Origin of the sequence: Chromohalobacter moromii (assembly GCF_023091865.1) — a bacterium.
In the GTDB taxonomy this organism is placed as follows: domain Bacteria; phylum Pseudomonadota; class Gammaproteobacteria; order Pseudomonadales; family Halomonadaceae; genus Chromohalobacter; species Chromohalobacter moromii.
This window is the reverse complement of the sequence record NZ_JAHXDI010000001.1, coordinates 1,219,933-1,236,796: the sequence shown is the minus strand read 5'-3', so window position 1 is coordinate 1,236,796 and position 16,864 is coordinate 1,219,933. Positions and strand designations below refer to the sequence as shown.

At 58.7% G+C, this 16,864-nt stretch carries 14 protein-coding genes and 1 pseudogene; 9 read left to right on the top strand and 6 right to left on the bottom strand.

Features of this window, described 5'->3' with window-relative positions; translation table 11 throughout:
- Positions 1 to 36 precede the first annotated feature (36 nt).
- Positions 37 to 1,380: a collagen-like triple helix repeat-containing protein gene (locus tag KZO83_RS05515; protein ID WP_247620027.1), complete on the bottom strand. Its 1,344-nt coding sequence runs from the start codon at positions 1,378 to 1,380 to the stop codon at positions 37 to 39.
- A 555-nt stretch (positions 1,381 to 1,935) separates the two neighbouring features.
- On the opposite strand from KZO83_RS05515, the gene KZO83_RS05510 reads away from it, so the two are divergent.
- On the top strand, positions 1,936 to 2,793 hold the full coding sequence (locus KZO83_RS05510; RefSeq protein ID WP_247620026.1) for an AraC family transcriptional regulator: 858 nt from the start codon (positions 1,936 to 1,938) through the stop codon (positions 2,791 to 2,793).
- A gap of 129 nt (positions 2,794 to 2,922) precedes the next feature.
- Here KZO83_RS05510 and KZO83_RS05505 read toward each other — a convergent pair whose 3' ends face one another.
- The gene (locus tag KZO83_RS05505; RefSeq protein WP_247620025.1) at positions 2,923 to 3,300 is read right to left on the bottom strand and encodes a histone-like nucleoid-structuring protein, MvaT/MvaU family; all 378 of its coding nucleotides are present in this window, start codon (positions 3,298 to 3,300) and stop codon (positions 2,923 to 2,925) included.
- A 181-nt stretch (positions 3,301 to 3,481) separates the two neighbouring features.
- Complete coding sequence (locus KZO83_RS05500; protein ID WP_247620024.1) at positions 3,482 to 4,828, bottom strand: Na+/H+ antiporter family protein; 1,347 nt, start codon at positions 4,826 to 4,828, stop codon at positions 3,482 to 3,484.
- A gap of 143 nt (positions 4,829 to 4,971) precedes the next feature.
- Between KZO83_RS05500 and KZO83_RS05495 the strand changes: the two genes are divergently transcribed.
- On the top strand, positions 4,972 to 5,343 hold the full coding sequence (locus KZO83_RS05495) for a transposase (protein ID WP_247619869.1): 372 nt from the start codon (positions 4,972 to 4,974) through the stop codon (positions 5,341 to 5,343).
- A pseudogene (locus tag KZO83_RS05490) lies at positions 5,322 to 6,152 on the top strand (IS3 family transposase); the annotation flags it as partial. The gene KZO83_RS05495 and the pseudogene KZO83_RS05490, both read left to right, overlap by 22 nt.
- A 353-nt stretch (positions 6,153 to 6,505) precedes the next feature.
- On the opposite strand, the gene KZO83_RS05485 reads toward KZO83_RS05490, so the two are convergent.
- The gene (locus KZO83_RS05485; RefSeq protein WP_098060090.1) at positions 6,506 to 6,706 is read right to left on the bottom strand and encodes a hypothetical protein; all 201 of its coding nucleotides are present in this window, start codon (positions 6,704 to 6,706) and stop codon (positions 6,506 to 6,508) included.
- Between the two features lie 455 nt (positions 6,707 to 7,161).
- On the opposite strand from KZO83_RS05485, the gene KZO83_RS05480 reads away from it, so the two are divergent.
- From KZO83_RS05480 to KZO83_RS05460, 5 genes are all read left to right on the top strand, one after another.
- Positions 7,162 to 8,478, top strand: coding sequence for a hypothetical protein (locus KZO83_RS05480; protein WP_247620023.1), 1,317 nt, complete (start codon positions 7,162 to 7,164; stop codon positions 8,476 to 8,478).
- Positions 8,479 to 8,816: 338 nt separating this feature from the next.
- Entirely contained in the window at positions 8,817 to 9,743 is a 927-nt protein-coding gene (locus tag KZO83_RS05475; RefSeq protein WP_247620022.1) for a GGDEF domain-containing protein, read from the top strand.
- Between the two features lie 197 nt (positions 9,744 to 9,940).
- The gene (locus KZO83_RS05470) at positions 9,941 to 10,591 is read left to right on the top strand and encodes a nucleotidyl cyclase domain-containing protein (protein ID WP_247620021.1); all 651 of its coding nucleotides are present in this window, start codon (positions 9,941 to 9,943) and stop codon (positions 10,589 to 10,591) included.
- Positions 10,588 to 11,328 carry a DUF3307 domain-containing protein gene (locus KZO83_RS05465; protein ID WP_247620020.1) on the top strand — a complete coding sequence of 247 codons (741 nt, stop codon included), beginning with the start codon at positions 10,588 to 10,590 and terminating at the stop codon, positions 11,326 to 11,328. Before KZO83_RS05470 ends, KZO83_RS05465 begins: the two co-directional genes overlap by 4 nt.
- Positions 11,329 to 11,352: 24 nt before the next feature.
- The gene (locus KZO83_RS05460; RefSeq protein ID WP_247620019.1) at positions 11,353 to 12,246 is read left to right on the top strand and encodes an N-acetylmuramoyl-L-alanine amidase; all 894 of its coding nucleotides are present in this window, start codon (positions 11,353 to 11,355) and stop codon (positions 12,244 to 12,246) included.
- Here KZO83_RS05460 and KZO83_RS05455 read toward each other — a convergent pair.
- A complete protein-coding gene (locus tag KZO83_RS05455) occupies positions 12,224 to 12,781 on the bottom strand; it encodes a helix-turn-helix domain-containing protein (protein WP_247620018.1) in 558 nt (185 codons plus the stop codon). The genes KZO83_RS05460 and KZO83_RS05455 overlap by 23 nt on opposite strands.
- Positions 12,782 to 12,914: 133 nt before the next feature.
- Between KZO83_RS05455 and KZO83_RS05450 the strand changes: the two genes are divergently transcribed.
- A complete protein-coding gene (locus KZO83_RS05450) occupies positions 12,915 to 14,093 on the top strand; it encodes a benzoate/H(+) symporter BenE family transporter (RefSeq protein ID WP_247620017.1) in 1,179 nt (392 codons plus the stop codon).
- A 29-nt stretch (positions 14,094 to 14,122) separates the two neighbouring features.
- On the opposite strand, the gene ppc is transcribed toward KZO83_RS05450, so the two are convergent.
- Positions 14,123 to 16,774: a phosphoenolpyruvate carboxylase gene (ppc, locus tag KZO83_RS05445; protein WP_247620016.1), complete on the bottom strand. Its 2,652-nt coding sequence runs from the start codon at positions 16,772 to 16,774 to the stop codon at positions 14,123 to 14,125.
- Positions 16,775 to 16,864: the final 90 nt, after the last annotated feature.

The window sequence follows — 16,864 nt, the reverse complement described above, 5'->3', positions numbered from 1 at the left end:
TACGTTTGCTTTGAGTGCTGAGAACAGTGCCGAGAATTAACGGTTGCCCAACAAGCCCCCGCCTAGCAGATTGCCAAGCAGGCCTTTGCGCTCGCGGGCTTGATCGGTATTGCCATTCCCCGACCCGGTGCTGCCGCTCAAGCCCCCGGTCACGCCGGAGACGGAGTCGGTCACACCGCCGACCAAGCCGCCGACGAGACCTTTGCTTTGGCTGTCGTCGCCGTTGCTCGAGCCGCCACCGGTCAGGCCACCCGTGGTATTGGTCAAACCGCCGACGAGTCCACCGACTAGCCCTTGGCTTTTAGCGTTTTCTCCGCCACCGGTCACACCGCCCAGCAAGCCGCCATCACCCCCCGTCAGGCCGCTGAGTAGTCCACCACCTTCACCGTCGGTATTGCCGCCCGTCACGCCACCGAGCAAGCCGCCTTCACCGCCGGTAAGGCCGCTGAGCAGACCGCCGTTGCTGCCTTCGCCATTGGTGGCCACGCCACCCAGGTCAGCCACGGCATTGCCAACGCCTTGAAGGGTTCCACCAAGGCCGCCTAATGCTTCGGAACGCTCGCCGACACGGCCGCCTAGCTGAGTGACGACGCCCCCGACAGAGGTCAGCAATCCGTCAACGGGTTGACCGACACCAAGCCCATCGCCGAGCGTTTGCGTTGTGCCTTCGAGGTTGGTGACCAACGGCCGTACGACGCCCGTGACCTCGGTGGTCAGCCCACTCAAATGGCCATCTTCAGCCGTCAAAGAAGATGTCAGCGAATCTGCCGTCGAGGTCACCGCAACCCCCAGTTGATTGACCGTGTCGCCGACGCCCGAAACCAGATTGGTTTTATCGTCGAGCTGACCGACGACCGGCAGGGTGTTCAAGCCGGTGACGATGCTACTGGCAGACGACACGGCCTCACCGACTTCTCCCACCGTCGATGTCGCGCCGCCTAGCGTGGTACCCAGCGCATTATCGTTTTCGCTCAAATTGCCGAGGCCATCACGTAACCCCGTGCTCAGACTATTGACGCCCTCTCCCACGTCGACGACGGCATTGCCGGCGCCATCGGTGACGAAACCCGCTCCGCCGACATCTGACTGCGAGATAGCCTCTCCCGCGCCGATGACGGTATCGCCAACGCCCGTCGTGGAATCGCTTACGTCGGACACAACTCGTTCGGTCGCAGTGGCGTTATCGGCAACATCGTCGCCGTCACCGCCGTTTCCACCACCGTTATTCCCGCCGCCGTTACTCCCGTCACTGCCGCCGTTATTACCCCCATTATTGTCGCCCATGTCGGGGCCGCTTCCTCCACTACCGTCCAAGGGTTGAGACTCGGATGAACTGCCACTGCAGCCGCTCAGGGCTAGTGCCAGTACGATCGTGGTCATTGCCGGTACCTTGAATTCCCCAAGCATTTCGACCTCCATTAATTATCTTTTACTGCCTACGGTTTTACGTGTAGCGGCCGGTGAAAGCCGTATCCCTATCTCGCCTCACCAACAGCCACCTCTTGCCTGGATAGATAAAAACCGTATCTAAATCACGATCCTTACCTATGAAATATCAAAAAAACACTGAACTATACTTTACACATGCCTTCATACATGAGGTTCGAAATGCATCTCAAGCCACTGTTTTTGTACCAATATTCAATATAAAAAGTATAAAAAATACTCCACACACCAAGCTCAATGCATAAAAAAGCCGGAAATCACGGCGGGCTTAACAAACAGTCAATAGCCCAACTTAATTATAGATTACATAAACAAATATTCTAAAATGCATCCCCTTCCCGTATGGTTTTCGTACTATCATTTATTTGTTTTGCATATTAGAGAGCTAATCCTTTCAGGCTTTGCAATTTCAGTCATCTTCTAGGTATTTACAGATTGCGTAGGCGATGACTTACAAGTAAAGGCTCAAAAAACCAAGGGGAACCATGTATGGCAGCGCATGAGACATCGTTACCAACCAGCCTTAATGCCATGCGGGCCGCTGAGATATGGCTGCATGAACGGTCAGGCGATAGCCCTTCAATCCGTGATCTTGCTAATTACCTGGGGTATTCGGAAGCGCAGATACGGCGTAACTTCAACCGTTTCTTCGGCATCTCACCCGGCCGTTACCGCGACTCGCTGCGTCTGGAGCGTGCTGCCCTACTACTATGTCGCACGCCGATGCAGGTGCTCGATATCGCCATCAGTTGTGGGTATCGCAGCCATGCTATCTTCACGCGCGCTTTCCATGGCTACTTCGGCGTATCGCCCAGTGACTATCGGCGTCACTTCCAAGACCGCTTGCGCGATGCCTTTCCGAGGCGCGCTCCCGATACGCTGACAGTCGAAATGCAAAAAGAAGCCCGCTGTTTCTTGATGCGTCATTACGGCGATGTGCCTATGAGGGAACAACCCTCCTTGTGGAACTACTACGCACAACGATGGCGGCAGCACTTGAAAGGGTGCGAGGTCACGCGCACCTGGATATATCACGATGATCCTAATATCACTCCCGCGGGCAGGGTTCGCATCGACTTCGGCTTCAAGGTCGAAGGCGACTGCATGGCGCCCCCGGCGATGGGATTCCGGCAGGTTCGCCTGCCTGCCAGACGACAGGTCAAAATGAGTGTGACGGGGAGGGAGAATATCGTCGCCACGCTCGCTTACCTACTTTATGAGTGGTTACCGACGCATGATGAATGGCTGAGTGGCGAGCCGGTCATGGTGACGTGGAGGGAAACCTCATCACCGCATACGCGGCTCGAGAGGTTTGAACTGGGCGTGCCGCTTTTGACGCTTCATTAGCCCAGAATATGGCAAATAAAAAAGGCTGATGCTCACGCATCAGCCTTTTACTTACGAACAACGTGTCTCAGGATTCAACGTACTGAACTCAACGTACGTTCGCTGGAAAGCACTTGTACTCAAGGATGCTTAGTCCTCGACGCGCACCAACCAAGACTCGACGGTCTCGTTGCCGTGCTGATCTTTCCACGCCTTGAGCGTCTTCTGGTTGCCGCCCCGTGTTTCCACCACTTCGCCGGTGTTGGGGTTCTTGTAGATCTTCAGCTTGCGCTTGCGGCGCCCGCCAGTGTTCGCCTGAGGCGCCGAGGCGGAGCGAGAAGCCGGCTGCGGGTCGAGCATTTCGATAACAGCAGCGGGGCTCTTGTCGTACTCTTTCATCAAGGCTTCGAGCTTTTCCTTGAACTCCAGCTCAGATGTCAGGCGCTGGTCCTGCTCCAACTGCTGCAACTCTTCGCTGAGTTGCTTTAGCAGCTGTTCTTTTTTCATGTACTCGCTTAACAGAGACATTCTTTACCTCTAGGCAGTTGGGATGTGTCCATATTATCGCCATTTATTCGCTTATTGCCAAGTCCCGTCTTCGTTTTTATTTAACCTAACGCAACCTTCGCCTTTCAAATTTTCCGTTATTTCGCTTTCAAGCAAGCGAAAGCGACATTATCAGGTCACACCTGCTAAGCAGCATGCCCATTTAAAGCCACATTGCCGCTAGCCATCCGAAGGCGATGAGCGGGATGTTGTAATGAATGAAGGTAGGGACGACCGAGTCCCAAATATGGTCGTGTTGGCGGTCCACATTGAGCCCCGAGGTCGGCCCAAGCGTCGAATCGGACGCCGGAGAACCGGCATCGCCTAGTGCAGCAGCAGTGCCTACCAGGGCCACCGTGGCCATGGGCGAGAAACCGAACTGCATGGCTAGCGGGACGTAGATCGCAGCGATGATAGGAATCGTCGAAAACGACGAGCCGATCCCCAGCGTGATGAACAAGCCCACTAATAGCATGATCAACGCGGCGAGCCCTTGATTGTCGCCGATAATGGCGAAGGCGTTTTCGACCAGCGTGTCGATTTCGCCCGTGGCTTGCATGACCGAGGCAAATCCCGCCGCCGTGATCATAATAAAGCCAATCAGCGCCATCATGCGCATTCCACTGGTGAATAGATCATCGGCTTCACGCCACTTGAAGATACCGCCCAGCGACAATAGAGCAAAACCAACGAGCCCGCCCATGATCATCGAGCCGCTATAAAGTTGAATCGACAAGGCGGCGACGATTGCCACGACGGCCATGACCAGTCCGCGAGTATGGAGACTAACCTCACTGGAATGATGCGGGACGTTACTCGTCACGACGTCGCGCGCTTCATAATCACGCGGCTTACGATAAGAATAGAACACAGCCACCAAGAGCCCCAACGCCATACCCGCGACCGGAATGCCCATCGCTAGCGGCACCATGCCACGCGTTACTTCGAGTCCCACGGCCTCACCCGCCGAGTTGATGTTGGCCAACAAGATATCGTTGAGGAATATCGCCCCGAAGCCGACCGGTAACAGCATATAAGGCGCCGTTAGGCCAAAGGTCAGCACGCAAGCCACCATGCGTCGATCCAGACGCAGGGGATTCATTATCTTGAGCAGCGGCGGAACCAGAATGGGAATGAAGGCAATATGCACGGGAATCAGGTTCTGCGAGGAAATCGCCACCAATAGCAACGCCACGAGCAGGATGTATTTCACCGCCGATTGGCGTTTATATGACGCTTCGTGTCCGAGCAGACGAATCAACCGCTGAGCCAATAAGTCGGGGAGTCCTGAGCGTGAAATCGCCACTGCGAACGCTCCCAGCGTTGCGTAGGCCAGTGCGACCTTGGCGCCGCCTCCCACACCATCGTTGAACGCGGCCAACGTATCCTCGAGCCCCAGACCGCCGACCAAACCGCCCACCAAAGCGCCCACGATAAGCGCAAACACTACCGATACTCGCGCCAATGCGAGCCCCACCATGACCAGAACGGCCAAAATAACCGCATTCATTGCCGTGTTCCCATTGAGTGTGTTGTGTTGAATGGAATGTGTTGTATCAAAAGTGCGGGATTCTAACAGAAGCGGCTATCGGACGCTGGACTTCCCCCGGTTTAGTAGACACGCATCGATAACTCCCACGGAGGAGAAAACCGATGCCCGCAATCATCACGGGGAAGAAAACGCAACGTTACAGCACTGAGTTCAAGGTGAAGGCGGTCGAGTGGAGCCATCAGGCTCACCGAAGCGTCCAAGGGGTCGCGGAAGCGCTGGATATTCACCCGTTCATGCTGTCACGCTGGCGAAAGGAGTACCGAGAGGGAAAATTTGCCATGAAACGGGTCAAGAAAGCGCCTGCCGAGGCCAAGGAAAAGGTCAGGGAGCAGGATGAACTCACCCGCCTCAAACGCCGGATTGCGGAGCTTGAGGAGGAAAACGATGTCCTAAAAAAGTTTCAACGTTTTCAGGCCGAGGAACGACGGAAGCGTTCCGGTTCGTCTGGAAACACCGGCAACGATACAGCGTAAAGTCGCTTTGCCAGCACCTGAGCATTTCACGCTCCGGCTACTACGCCTGGGTCAACCGAAAGCCAAGCAAACGAATGTCCGAGCAGGCTGTGCTGTTGTCCCAGATCCGCAAGATCTACGATGACAGCGGGGGACGATATGGCAGTCCACGGGTTTATCAAGCGTTGCGCCGTGAGGGCGTCACGGTAGGTGAAAACCGGGTTGCGAAGGTGATGCAGCAATGGGGAATGAGGGCGCGTGTTTCCCGTGTCTACCGGCGCTTGGCGAGGCGCCGTCATGAGCTGAAAGCGCTGCCCAATCACCGTTTGGAAGCCTCCGCACCGGACGCTGTCGATCAGCAGTGGAGCAGCGACGTCACCTACATCAAGCTGGGTTCGAAATACGTCTTCCTGGCGGTGGTGCTGGATCTGTTCTCGCGTCGAGTGCTGAGCTGGCGATTGGGTGAGAGACTGAGTGCGGATTTCTCCAGAGCGACCCTGCGAGAGGCTTTCGAATTGCGGCGTCCCGCTGCTGGATTATTGCTTCACACGGATCGAGGTATCGAATACCGGGCCCAAAAGACGCAACGATTGCTAAAACAGCATCGGGTACGTCACAGCATGAACCGCCCGGGCCAATGCACGGACAACGCCGAGGTTGAGTCCTTCTTCAAGACGTTGAAGGGAGAATTGCTGCACGCCACCAGTTTCGTGACGATGCGGCAATTACGGAAACATATAAATCGCTATATTGAAGGCTTTTATAACACCCAACGGCTCCACAGCAGCCTTGGTTACAGGACGCCGCTGGAATTTGAGGATTTGCACTGATGGCGCGTGTCCACTTTTTTGGGGGAAGTCCACGCGGCCATGACAAGTAGCCATATAAACGTCATATCCGTGACGCGACTTTGTCACAGAGCCTGCGTACAACAAGCAGTGACGATGCATGGTTTTGCGAAGCACCGAATCATTGCTCGTCAGACAAAGGACACTGTCGTTAAGCGCGTTAGGGACGCATGCTGGGCGAGGAGGCTCACGGGAACCGGCAAGCGCCGGTGCGTCAGGAAGACGCCAAAGGAGCGCTAAATATTACGCCATGGCCGAGATGATCGGCCATGGCGTCTTTATGATGCAGGGAACGGTCATCATGAAATGATCGCGCGGGCGCTTTTAATGGCGCTTCAGCAGTTGCCTTTCTTGGCTTGCCCGGGCGGACAGAAATCACCGCCATGCCCATGCTCATGTCGCTCATCGTGGTCATGGTGTCCATCACCGACTTCAACAACGGGCTCGGGGTCGATACGCGCGGGTGTGTAACTGCACGCCGACACGCTTGCTCCGATACCGCCTACTAGAATCGCCATTAGCCAGACTTGGCGCATCTCGTTCTCCTTGTCCCTTTTGTCTACTGACTTCCTCACCATACTCGCCCTGCCTTTCACCGGGCGTTGGTGGGACATTATCGTCAATTGGGCCCTCAGCGTCATCTCACTAGCCCTCGCCCCCCCATTGCGAGATCCCTCCGGCGCCCTTCATAAGCGCTCACACGGGGATTCCCCCGCCATTCCATAACACCTATTTATGTAACGGCAAGATTTAGGTATGATACTGCTCATAATGAAAATAAAGGCAATCAAGGGAACGCCTGAATCATCTCCAACGCATGGCTCGCGAAGCATGGGAACCGTCCTCGCTTTCAGGGGGCGCGTCTTCGTGTATGGCATGGCGTTGTGTGCTCATTTCAAGCACGCGGTTCAGGGTTTCCTGGCGTCAGTTCGCAAAGGGCTACCCAGCCCATCCGACGACTCACGACCCTAAGCAGGAAACGGAGAAAAAAGTGGCACAACTATCATTCAAGGCAGCCGGCCTCGCCATGGGCGTTACCGGCACACTGGCTTTTGCTGCACCGGCATTGGCACAACAAGACACCGAAGCCATGCAGCGTCAGTTGGATGCTCTGCGCGCACAAGTCGAGCGCATGGAGCAGCAACTCGATGCTCAGCAGTCGACCGCGACCGCCGACAGCGGCCAGGCTACCTCAGAGACGCGTGAGCTTGCCGAAGAAAACCGCTCACTGATCGACTCGATCCAGAACTCGCAGATCAGCGGTACGCTCCAGCTCAACGCGAGCTACAACGACTGGGACCAGGCCAATAAAGACAAAGCCGGTGACATGAACTTCGGCAAGTTCGTCCTCGCCCTCAACGGTGAGCACGGCAACTTCCTCTACGGGTTCGATTATCGCTTCTACGACGGCTACCAGTTCCTGAAGAGCGGCTGGATGGGTTACCAAGCCAGCGAAAACGATACCGTCAAGGTGGGTCTGGTCCAGACGCCGTTCGGCAACATGGATTACGGTTACCTCGGCTGGTACGGCACCCTGCCGTATCTCTCCGGTTTCAACGACAACCAGAACGCCGGTATCAAGTGGGATCACAGCCAGGGCGCCTGGGACACCTCGCTGGCCTTCTTCAAGAGCGACCAGTTGGGTGACGACAACGAGCACTACGGTGCCAATCCGGTCGGTGAGAGTGCTCAAGGCAACACCGCCGAGAATCAGCTTGCCGGCCGTGTCGCCTACACCTTCGGCCAGGGAACCGACTACACCACCGAGATCAACTTCTCGGTTAAGGGCGGTCAGCTCTACAATAACCAGACCAACGACAGTGGCAGCAACTGGCAAGCCGCCGTGGGCTTGAATGGCAGCTACGGCAACTGGTATACGCTGTTGCAGGCCACCGCCTACGAATACGATGCCGAGAACCCGGCGAATAGCAGTATCTCTGATAATGCCATGCAAATCGGCGCATTCGGCTTCAATTACCTGATCCCCGCCGAAGGCCAGATGTACTCCGCCAGCCTGGCGTACAGCATGAACGTCGACTGGGGTGACATCGACAACCTCTATTTCTACAACGACTTTAGCTATGTCAGCCCCGAAGGCGATTACGCTCCAAGCACCACTTCTAACCCTGGTGGGTTCGGTAATGTCGACGATCCGATGCTCAACGACCTGGGCATGAAAGTGACCGCCGGTCCTTACTACGCCTGGTTCAGTGTCATTGCCAACAAGAACGCCCTCGGCTACTTCGGTTCGCCGACCGACGGCGACTGGCACACCAGCCTGCAGACCAACTTCGGCTTCAACTTCTAAGAGCCTTCTTGACTAGCTGACGTTTTTGCCCCGCTCCCCAGGAGCGGGGTTTTTTATGTTATGCGCTATGCTCTACGCCACGTCGGGCCGAGCATGTCACGCATGCCTTGTCTCGTGCCTACCCTCGCCTTTCTTCTCTACCACGCGATTGAACCGATACTTTAAAAGTAAAACATAACTTCAATACTGCATTTGATATATCACTTCCATCAAACGCATGTTTAAAATGATCTGCATCAAATCACAAAATTTAATTTTATTTTACTTATAAGATAACTTTATTTACATTAGCTGACTGTTTAGACTAATCGCTTCATAAAAAAACGGCATGGATACTAATGTCTATAATATCGATGCAGGGAAAACAACCACTTATCTTCAAGGGGCGATGGGCGCGCCTGAGTGTGCTGGCCTTCATGGGCAGCGGCCTGCTCGGCTGGGGAGTCGGTGAGGCACACTGGTCCTGGCCCATACAGATCATCGCGCTGCTATTGCTGATATCACTGACAGCAGGCTGGGTGTTACTGAGAATCGAAAGGGACCTTTTACACCCCATGCGGCGGCTCGCGGAGCATGCGCGTCGACTGCATGAAGGTGACAATACCCACCTCATGATGACGACCTACCTCACCGAACGCCGCGATGAAGTCGGCGAGCTGGCACGCCAGTTTCAACACTTGGTCGAGGACCTCAAGGCACACAATGCCCAGTTGCTGGAACAATCGCTCATCGATCCGCTCACGAAACTGGGCAATCGCCGCATGCTGGAAAATCGTCTCGATGTCGCCCTACCGCTGACGCGGCGTCTCGACTGTACGGTGTCAGTGTTGATGATGGACGTCGACCATTTCAAACCTTATAACGACTACTACGGTCACCCAGCCGGCGACGAGTGTCTGGTGCAGATCTCTGGCGTATTGCGCGATACTTTCCGTCGTGAGACGGATATCGTCGTTCGCTTGGGAGGTGAGGAGTTTCTCGTCTTACTCATCGACACCCCTAGTCAAGAGGCCTGGCGCTTGGCCGATGCCATGCGTGGCATGATCCAGGCCATGGGCATCCCGCATGAGTACTCGCCCACCGCCAACGTCGTGACCGTCAGCGTGGGAGTCGTGACGAGCCCTCCCGGCGTCGGCGCAGACATCGACGACATGATTGCCTGCGCCGATGAAGCCCTGTATGCCTGCAAAGCCCAGGGCCGCAATACCACCCAGGCGCGTATGCTCTCGTCACCCGTCGAAGCGCTTGAGACCCACGCCGGATAGCAGCCCCCTGATTACAACCTCGCTCCACCGACACGGTGGCCCCTTGCGGGGTTGGCATGCCCAAAATACTGTATATAATTACAGTATACAGGATATCGTTCTAGCTTAGTTCAATAATCGATTCATTTTACGACTAGCTAGACTTATATAATTATTCTACTATTATTGCCAAATATCGTATTAAAAGGCGATAAAATATGGATGAAATCCCACTCAGCGTACTGACCGGCGACATCGTCGGGTCACGCCGTATCGATGATCACACGCGGCTCGATCAAGCGCTCGAAAGCGCGCTTGGGCTCTTAGCATCGCAATACGGGGCATGCGTGGATCGCTACCGTGGCGATGGCTTCCAAGTCGCCTTGCGCTCACCCGCGCAAGCCATGACGGCTGCCGTGCTGACCCGTGCCGCGTTGATACGGCACTCCCCTTCTCGGCGCGAGACCTGGGACGCCCGCATCGCAGTGGCCATCGGCCCGGGACATTTACCCGAAACGGGACGTTTCGCCTCGGCCAATGGCGAGGTCTACGTGCGCTCCGGCCAGGCTCTGGATGCCTTGAGCGAGGGCGATACGCGCTTTGCGCTGTCATTGCCCGCGCCTGATGACACCCTGGCTCTGTTGACGCGTTTCGCTGATGCCACCATCCAGGGTTGGACCCATAACGCCGCCGAAGTAACGTACTGGCAACTGCAGCATGCCGAAACGCAGAAAGCCTTGGCAGAACGCCTCGGGCGCGCGCAGTCGACGATTCATCAACGCTTGCACGCCGCACGCTGGCCACTGATCGAGGAGTATCTAGCGCATGTCGGTCAGCGCATCGCCGCCATCATGGAGGCGCCACGATGATCGGTTCTCCCTTGACCACACTACTGCTTTTGCTGATCGCGCACCTGGCCGGCGACTTTCTACTTCAGAGCGCTGCCTGGGTTCGCGACAAGAATGCGCGTCGCCAGCGTTCCCGAGCCCTTTACTTGCATGCTGGCGTGCATGGCGCATTGGCCTGGCTGGTATTGATAAGTTCTCAATCCTTTGCCACCGCTTTGCTGGGGGCGGCTTTCATCGCCGTCACGCATCTCGTCATCGACGCCTTCAAGAGCCACGCCCCAGCCGAGCACGTGCGTTACTTCGTCGTCGACCAAGCCCTACATGTCAGCGTGCTCGTTATCATCTGGGCATGGCTGGTCGGTGACGGCGCTTGGCTCGGCCACGCCGTCGCATGGCTATTGCACCCTCGAACTCTGCTGGTGACCTTGGCGTATTTGATCGTCATGCGGCCGTTCTCGATTCTCATCGCCCTGATCATGCGGCGCTGGAGCCATGGCGTGGACAACAGCGGTACGCTCGCCGATGCGGGCGCGCGGATCGGCATGCTCGAGCGGTTTCTAGTGCTAACCTTCGTGCTGGCCGATCAACTCGTGCCCATTGGCTTCTTACTGGCCGCCAAATCGGTATTGCGTTTCGGCGATTTGCGTGAGGATCGCGACCGCAAGCTCACCGAGTACGTTTTGCTGGGCACCATGCTGAGCTTCTCATTGACGCTCACCCTGGGCATATTGATCGCCCACTGGTATGCCGCACTGTAATACGTCAACGCCGGAGAAGCCGCCATGCCGACGCCATGCTTTCATTCGCACCCAGCGCGCTGGCGGCTACCCGCGCCTTGCCTTCTGCTGGCCTGCCTCATTGTCATTTGCCTATTCGCGCTGACGGCGTGCGGCGGAACAGCGATAACCGAGTCGCGAGACGGCTACCGAGTCGATCATTCTTATCAGTCCAGTGCACAGAGCAGCCGCGTGCGCCACTTGGTGCTGCACTACACCGACAGCGATGCCCGGCGTTCGCTCCGCACCCTGACAGGACCGCGCGTAAGCTCACACTATTTGGTGACGCGCGAAGCGACGCCGAAAATTTATCAACTAGTCGATGAATCGCGACGCGCCTGGCATGCCGGGGCTAGCGCCTGGGGAACGCGTTCGAACCTCAATGACACCTCCATTGGCATCGAGATCGTCAACCGAGGGCCACGCGACACGCCCCGTGGACGTACCTGGACGCCCTATCCCGCGGCACAGATCGACACGCTCATTGCCCTGGCGCGGGATATAATCGAACGCCACGACATCGACCCGGTGGATGTCGTGGGACACGCGGATATCGCACCGCGACGCAAGATCGATCCCGGCCCACGCTTTCCCTGGTATCGCCTGTATCGGGCCGGCATCGGCGCCTGGCCGGAGACAGAGCGCGTGATGGCCTACCAGAGGCGTTTCATGACGTCGCCGCCCTCGCTGACCCAGTGGCAGCGCGCGCTGGCGGCGTACGGTTATCCCGTGGATGTCACCGGCCGCTTCGACGCGCTCACACGCGATACCTTGCGCGCGTTTCAGATGCACTTTCGCCCCATGCGCCATGACGGCTATCCGGATGCGCACAGCGCCGCCATTCTCTGGGCTTTGCTGGAGAAATACCGGCCCGAGGCTAAACCTGCGGGTAATGAATGATGTCGTGAAAGCGCACCGCATGATCGCCAGGATTGCGATAGCCATGCTCGCGGTCGGCGGCAAAACGGCGTGCCTCACCAGCGCCGAAGGCATACCACGTCCCATCGAGACCCAAATCCAGTACGCCTTCGAGTACCACGACGTGCTCGACCACGCCACGCTCGTGGGGCGATGACTCGCTACACGCGCCCGGTGCCAGCTCGATCAAGAACATCTCGAAGCGCAGGTCCGGATCGAAAGCGAAGAGCGGTGTCACCGTCATGCCGGCAGCAGCGTCTTCCAATACCGCCGTGGCGGCGTTGTTCGGGGGGCCGCCCTCGACCGAAGCCTGTTCGAAGAAAAGCGAGAACGACACTCGGAACCCGCCCGAGATCTTCCATAACGTCGCCACGGTGGGACTCGACTCACCACGTTCGATCTGCCCCAGCATCGCCTTGCTGACGCCCGTGGCGCGAGATGCCCGATCCAGGCTCCAACCTTGCGCGGCGCGCAGTGTCTTGAGTGTCGCGGCGATGTGCGGTGTCGGTTCCTGCATATCCCTGCTCTCCAATGACCTTCCCTGAAATGACTGCACTGCGGATTAATTGTACGTCATCGTCGGCGCTGCTATCGTGCGTTATAACGCACAAAACGCCAAAATCATCCGACTGCCTGGGCAAGGAGCCACCATGGGTCAGCCTTTTTTCCTACGCGATTTTTCCGTCTCGGCAATCGTGGCGGGATTCGTAGCCGTGCTGGTGAGCTACGCCAGTTCAGCGGTGATCGTCTTTCAGGCGGCCGAGGCCGCCGGCGCCAGCCCTGCGCAGATCGGCGGCTGGCTGAGCACGTTGGGGCTGGGCATGGGCGTCACTTCGTTGGGGCTGTCGCTTTATTATCGCGTGCCGGTGCTGACTGCCTGGTCGACTCCCGGCGCAGCGCTACTGGCAACGAGCCTTGGCGACTACACCCTCGCCGAGGCCATCGGCGTGTTCCTGTTCTCGGGCGCGCTGATGGTGATATGTGGAGCAACGGGGATATTCGCGCGGCTCATGGAACGCATTCCGCATGCCCTTGCCGCTGCCATGCTGGGCGGGGTGCTGCTACGTTTCGGGCTCGAGGGCTTCGCTTCCCTCGAGGATAACCTCACCTTGGTGGGTGCCATGTTCATCGCTTACCTACTAGGGCGACGCTATTGCCCCCGCTATGCGGTACTGGGTGTCCTGCTGGCGGGGTTGGCTGTCGCCGGACTGCAAGGCGGTATCGACACGACGCAGGTCACGTTGGCCATCGATATGCCCGAACCGGTCGCGCCACGCTTTACGCTGTCATCACTGATCGGCGTGGGTATTCCGCTATTCGTGGTCAGCATGGCGTCCCAGAACGCGCCGGGCGTGGCGACTTTGCGCGCGGCGGGCTATACGCCACCGGTATCGCCGTTGATCGCCTGTACGGGGTTGGCGACGCTAATATTGGCGCCATTGGGCGGTTTCTCGATCTGCCTGGCGGCGATCACCGCCGCCATCTGCATGGGACCCGAGGCGCATCCCGACCCCGAGCGGCGCTACATGGCCGCCGCTTGCGCAGGGGCGTTCTACTTGCTGGCGGGGCTCTTCGGCGGTTCTATCGGCACGCTGTTTGCCGCCCTGCCTGGCCCCTTGATTCTCGCCATCGCGGGGCTGGCGCTATTGACCACCATCGGCGGTAGCCTGCATAACGCCCTGCACGACGCGGCCCACCGCGACGCGGCGCTGGTCACCTTTCTCATCACCGCCTCAGGGGTGACGCTACTGGGTGTCGGCGCCGCGTTCTGGGGCCTCGTCGGCGGCATGCTGACACGGGCGCTGCTGACACCCGCCCACCCGTCATGACAAGCGCTCGGCGCAAGACGAAACAGCACTCACCCGGTATTGCGCAGACCCGCCGCGATACCCGCCATGGTCACCATCAGCGCCCGCGACAGCTCGGGACTGATCGCACCGTCGGCGTCGCGGTTACGCTGTAGAAGCTCCGCCTGCAGCCCATGCAAGGGGTCGATATAGGGGTTGCGCACCTCGATGGCCTGACGAATCAGCGGCGTGTGCTCGAGCAGTTCATCCTGATCGAGGATATCCAGCAGTGCCGTTTCCAGATACGACAAGCGATTGCGCAGCGACTTGCCCAGTGCTTGCAGCGCCGGTTCGTCGACCAGGCGGCGCTCGTAATACGCGGCGATGTCCGGGTCAGCTTTGGCCAGCAGCATTTCGAGCATATCCAGATAAGTACCGAAGAACGGCCAGCGTTCGCGCATGTCGCGCAGGCGCTCGCGACCGCCCGGTTCGGCAAGGCGCGTAGCAAACGCCTCGCCGCTGCCCAGCCAGGCCGGCAACATGAGCCGGGTCTGGGTCCAGGCGAAAATCCAGGGAATGGCGCGCAGCGACTCCACGCCGCCCTCCTGGCGGCGCTTCGCCGGACGCGACCCTAGCGGCAGGCGGCCGAGCGCGCTTTCCGGCGTCACCGAGCGGAAATACGGCACGAAATCGGGATCCTCGCGCACCACGCCGACATAGGCGCGATGGGCGATGTCGGACAGGCGGTCCATTTCCTCACGCCAGACCGGTTCGGGGTCGGGCGGCGGCAGCAGCGTGGCTTCGAGCACCGCGCAGGCGTAGATCTCCATGGAACGCAGGGCGATATCCGGCTGACCGAACTTGAAGCGGATCATCTCGCCCTGCTCGGTGACCCGCAGGCTGCCGTTCACGGAGCCCGGCGGCTGCGAGAGGATAGCGGCATGCGCTGGGCCACCACCACGCCCCACCGTGCCGCCACGCCCGTGGAATAGAGTCAGCGCGACGCCGTGCTTGCGGCAAATGCCCACCAGTTGTTCCTGAGCACGGTACTGAGCCCAGGCGGCGGCCAACTGGCCGGCGTCCTTGGCCGAGTCCGAGTAACCGATCATGACTTCCTGACCGTCACCTGCCATGCGGCGGTAACCGGGCAACGACAACAACCGCTCGATGACATCGCCGGCACGGTTTAGATCGTCTAGCGTCTCGAACAGCGGCGCGATGGGCAGGTGCATATCGCCGCCGACTTCCTTCATCAACAGCGCTACCGCCAGCACGTCGGACGGCTGCCCCGCCATGGAGATGACGTAGGTACCCAGCGCTTCGCGGTGCTCGCGCGCGATGACGCGGAAGGTGTCGATGACCTCACGGGTCTCCGCCGAACAATCCCAGCGCCGAGGAAGCAATGGACGTGGCGATTCCAGCTCCTCGAGCAGGAAAGCCTGGCGCTGTTCTTCATCCCAGTCGCGGTAGTGGCCCAAGCCCAGGCAATCGCTCAACTCGTCGAAGACCTGAGCATGACGACTGGATTCCTGACGGATATCCAACTTGGTCAACGAGACGCCGAACACTGCCACGCGCCTCAGGGTATCCAGCAGGCTGCCGTTGGCGATGGTATCCAGGCCCACATCGCACAACGAGCGATAGCAAGACAACAGCGGCGCATAAAGCTGGTCGCGCGTTTCGATGATCGGGATATCGCTGTCGAAGGGACGCCCGTCGAGACGCGCCTTGGCCCAATCGCGCGTCGCCTCTACCCGTGCCAACAAACGCTTGAGCAAGGCGCGATACGGCTCGGGGTCACTGCCGACCTCGGCACGCAACGCGCCGTTGGCCTTCCACATCGAGAGTTCCGACTTGAGACGCAACAGGTCACGCGCGTAGAGGTCGGCGGCCATCCAGCGGCCCAGCAACAAGACTTCCTCGGTGACTCGCCCGGTGACATTGGGGTTGCCGTCGCGATCGCCGCCCATCCACGAAGCGAAGCGCAGGGGCGCGGCGTCCAACGGTAAGCGTTCACCGGCCGATGCCAGCAAGAGATCGTCGAGCTCGCGGTGGAAATCGGGCACCGCCTGCCACAGTGAATTCTCGATCACCGCGAAGCCCCATTTGGCTTCGTCCACCGGGGTCGGCCGTTCGTGGCGAATCTCATCGGTGTGCCAGGCTTGGCCGATCAATTCCTCGAGCCGCCCGCGGGCGCGGTCGGCGATTTCCTCACGTTCGGTAGCGCCTTCCATGGTGCTCAGGCACTCGTCTATGGCGTCGTACTTGCGGATGAGAGTGCGCCGGATGACCTCGGTGGGATGCGCAGTCAGCACCAGTTCTACGCGCATGGCGGCCAGTGTTTCGACCAGCTTGCGCGGCGCATGCCCGGCGCTTCGAATGCGCCCGAACAGCTCGCCGAGATCGGGCTGGGTGCCGGGCTTGTAGTCTTCGACACGACGAAAACGCGCACGGTAATGCTGCTCGGCGATATTGGAGAAATTGAGAAACTGGTTGAAGGCACGCGTCACCGGCAGCAAATCTTGCTCGGGCAGCGCGCGCAGGTATTCGATCAATTCACGGCGGCCTTCGCTGTCTTCCTGGCGCCCTTGCTTGGCCAGGCTGCGAATGGTCTCGATCTTATCGACGAAGCCATCGCCCAGGTCATCGGCGATGGTGCGCCCTAGGCTATCGCCGAGGATGCGGACGTTGTCGCGCAGCGATTCATGCAAGTCGTGACTCATGATGCCCTCCGTGGTGGATGTGCCGGTCACCGCAGTGACCGACATGGCAAGTTGTTGTCTTGACTACATTACCCGGGCACGCCGACACCC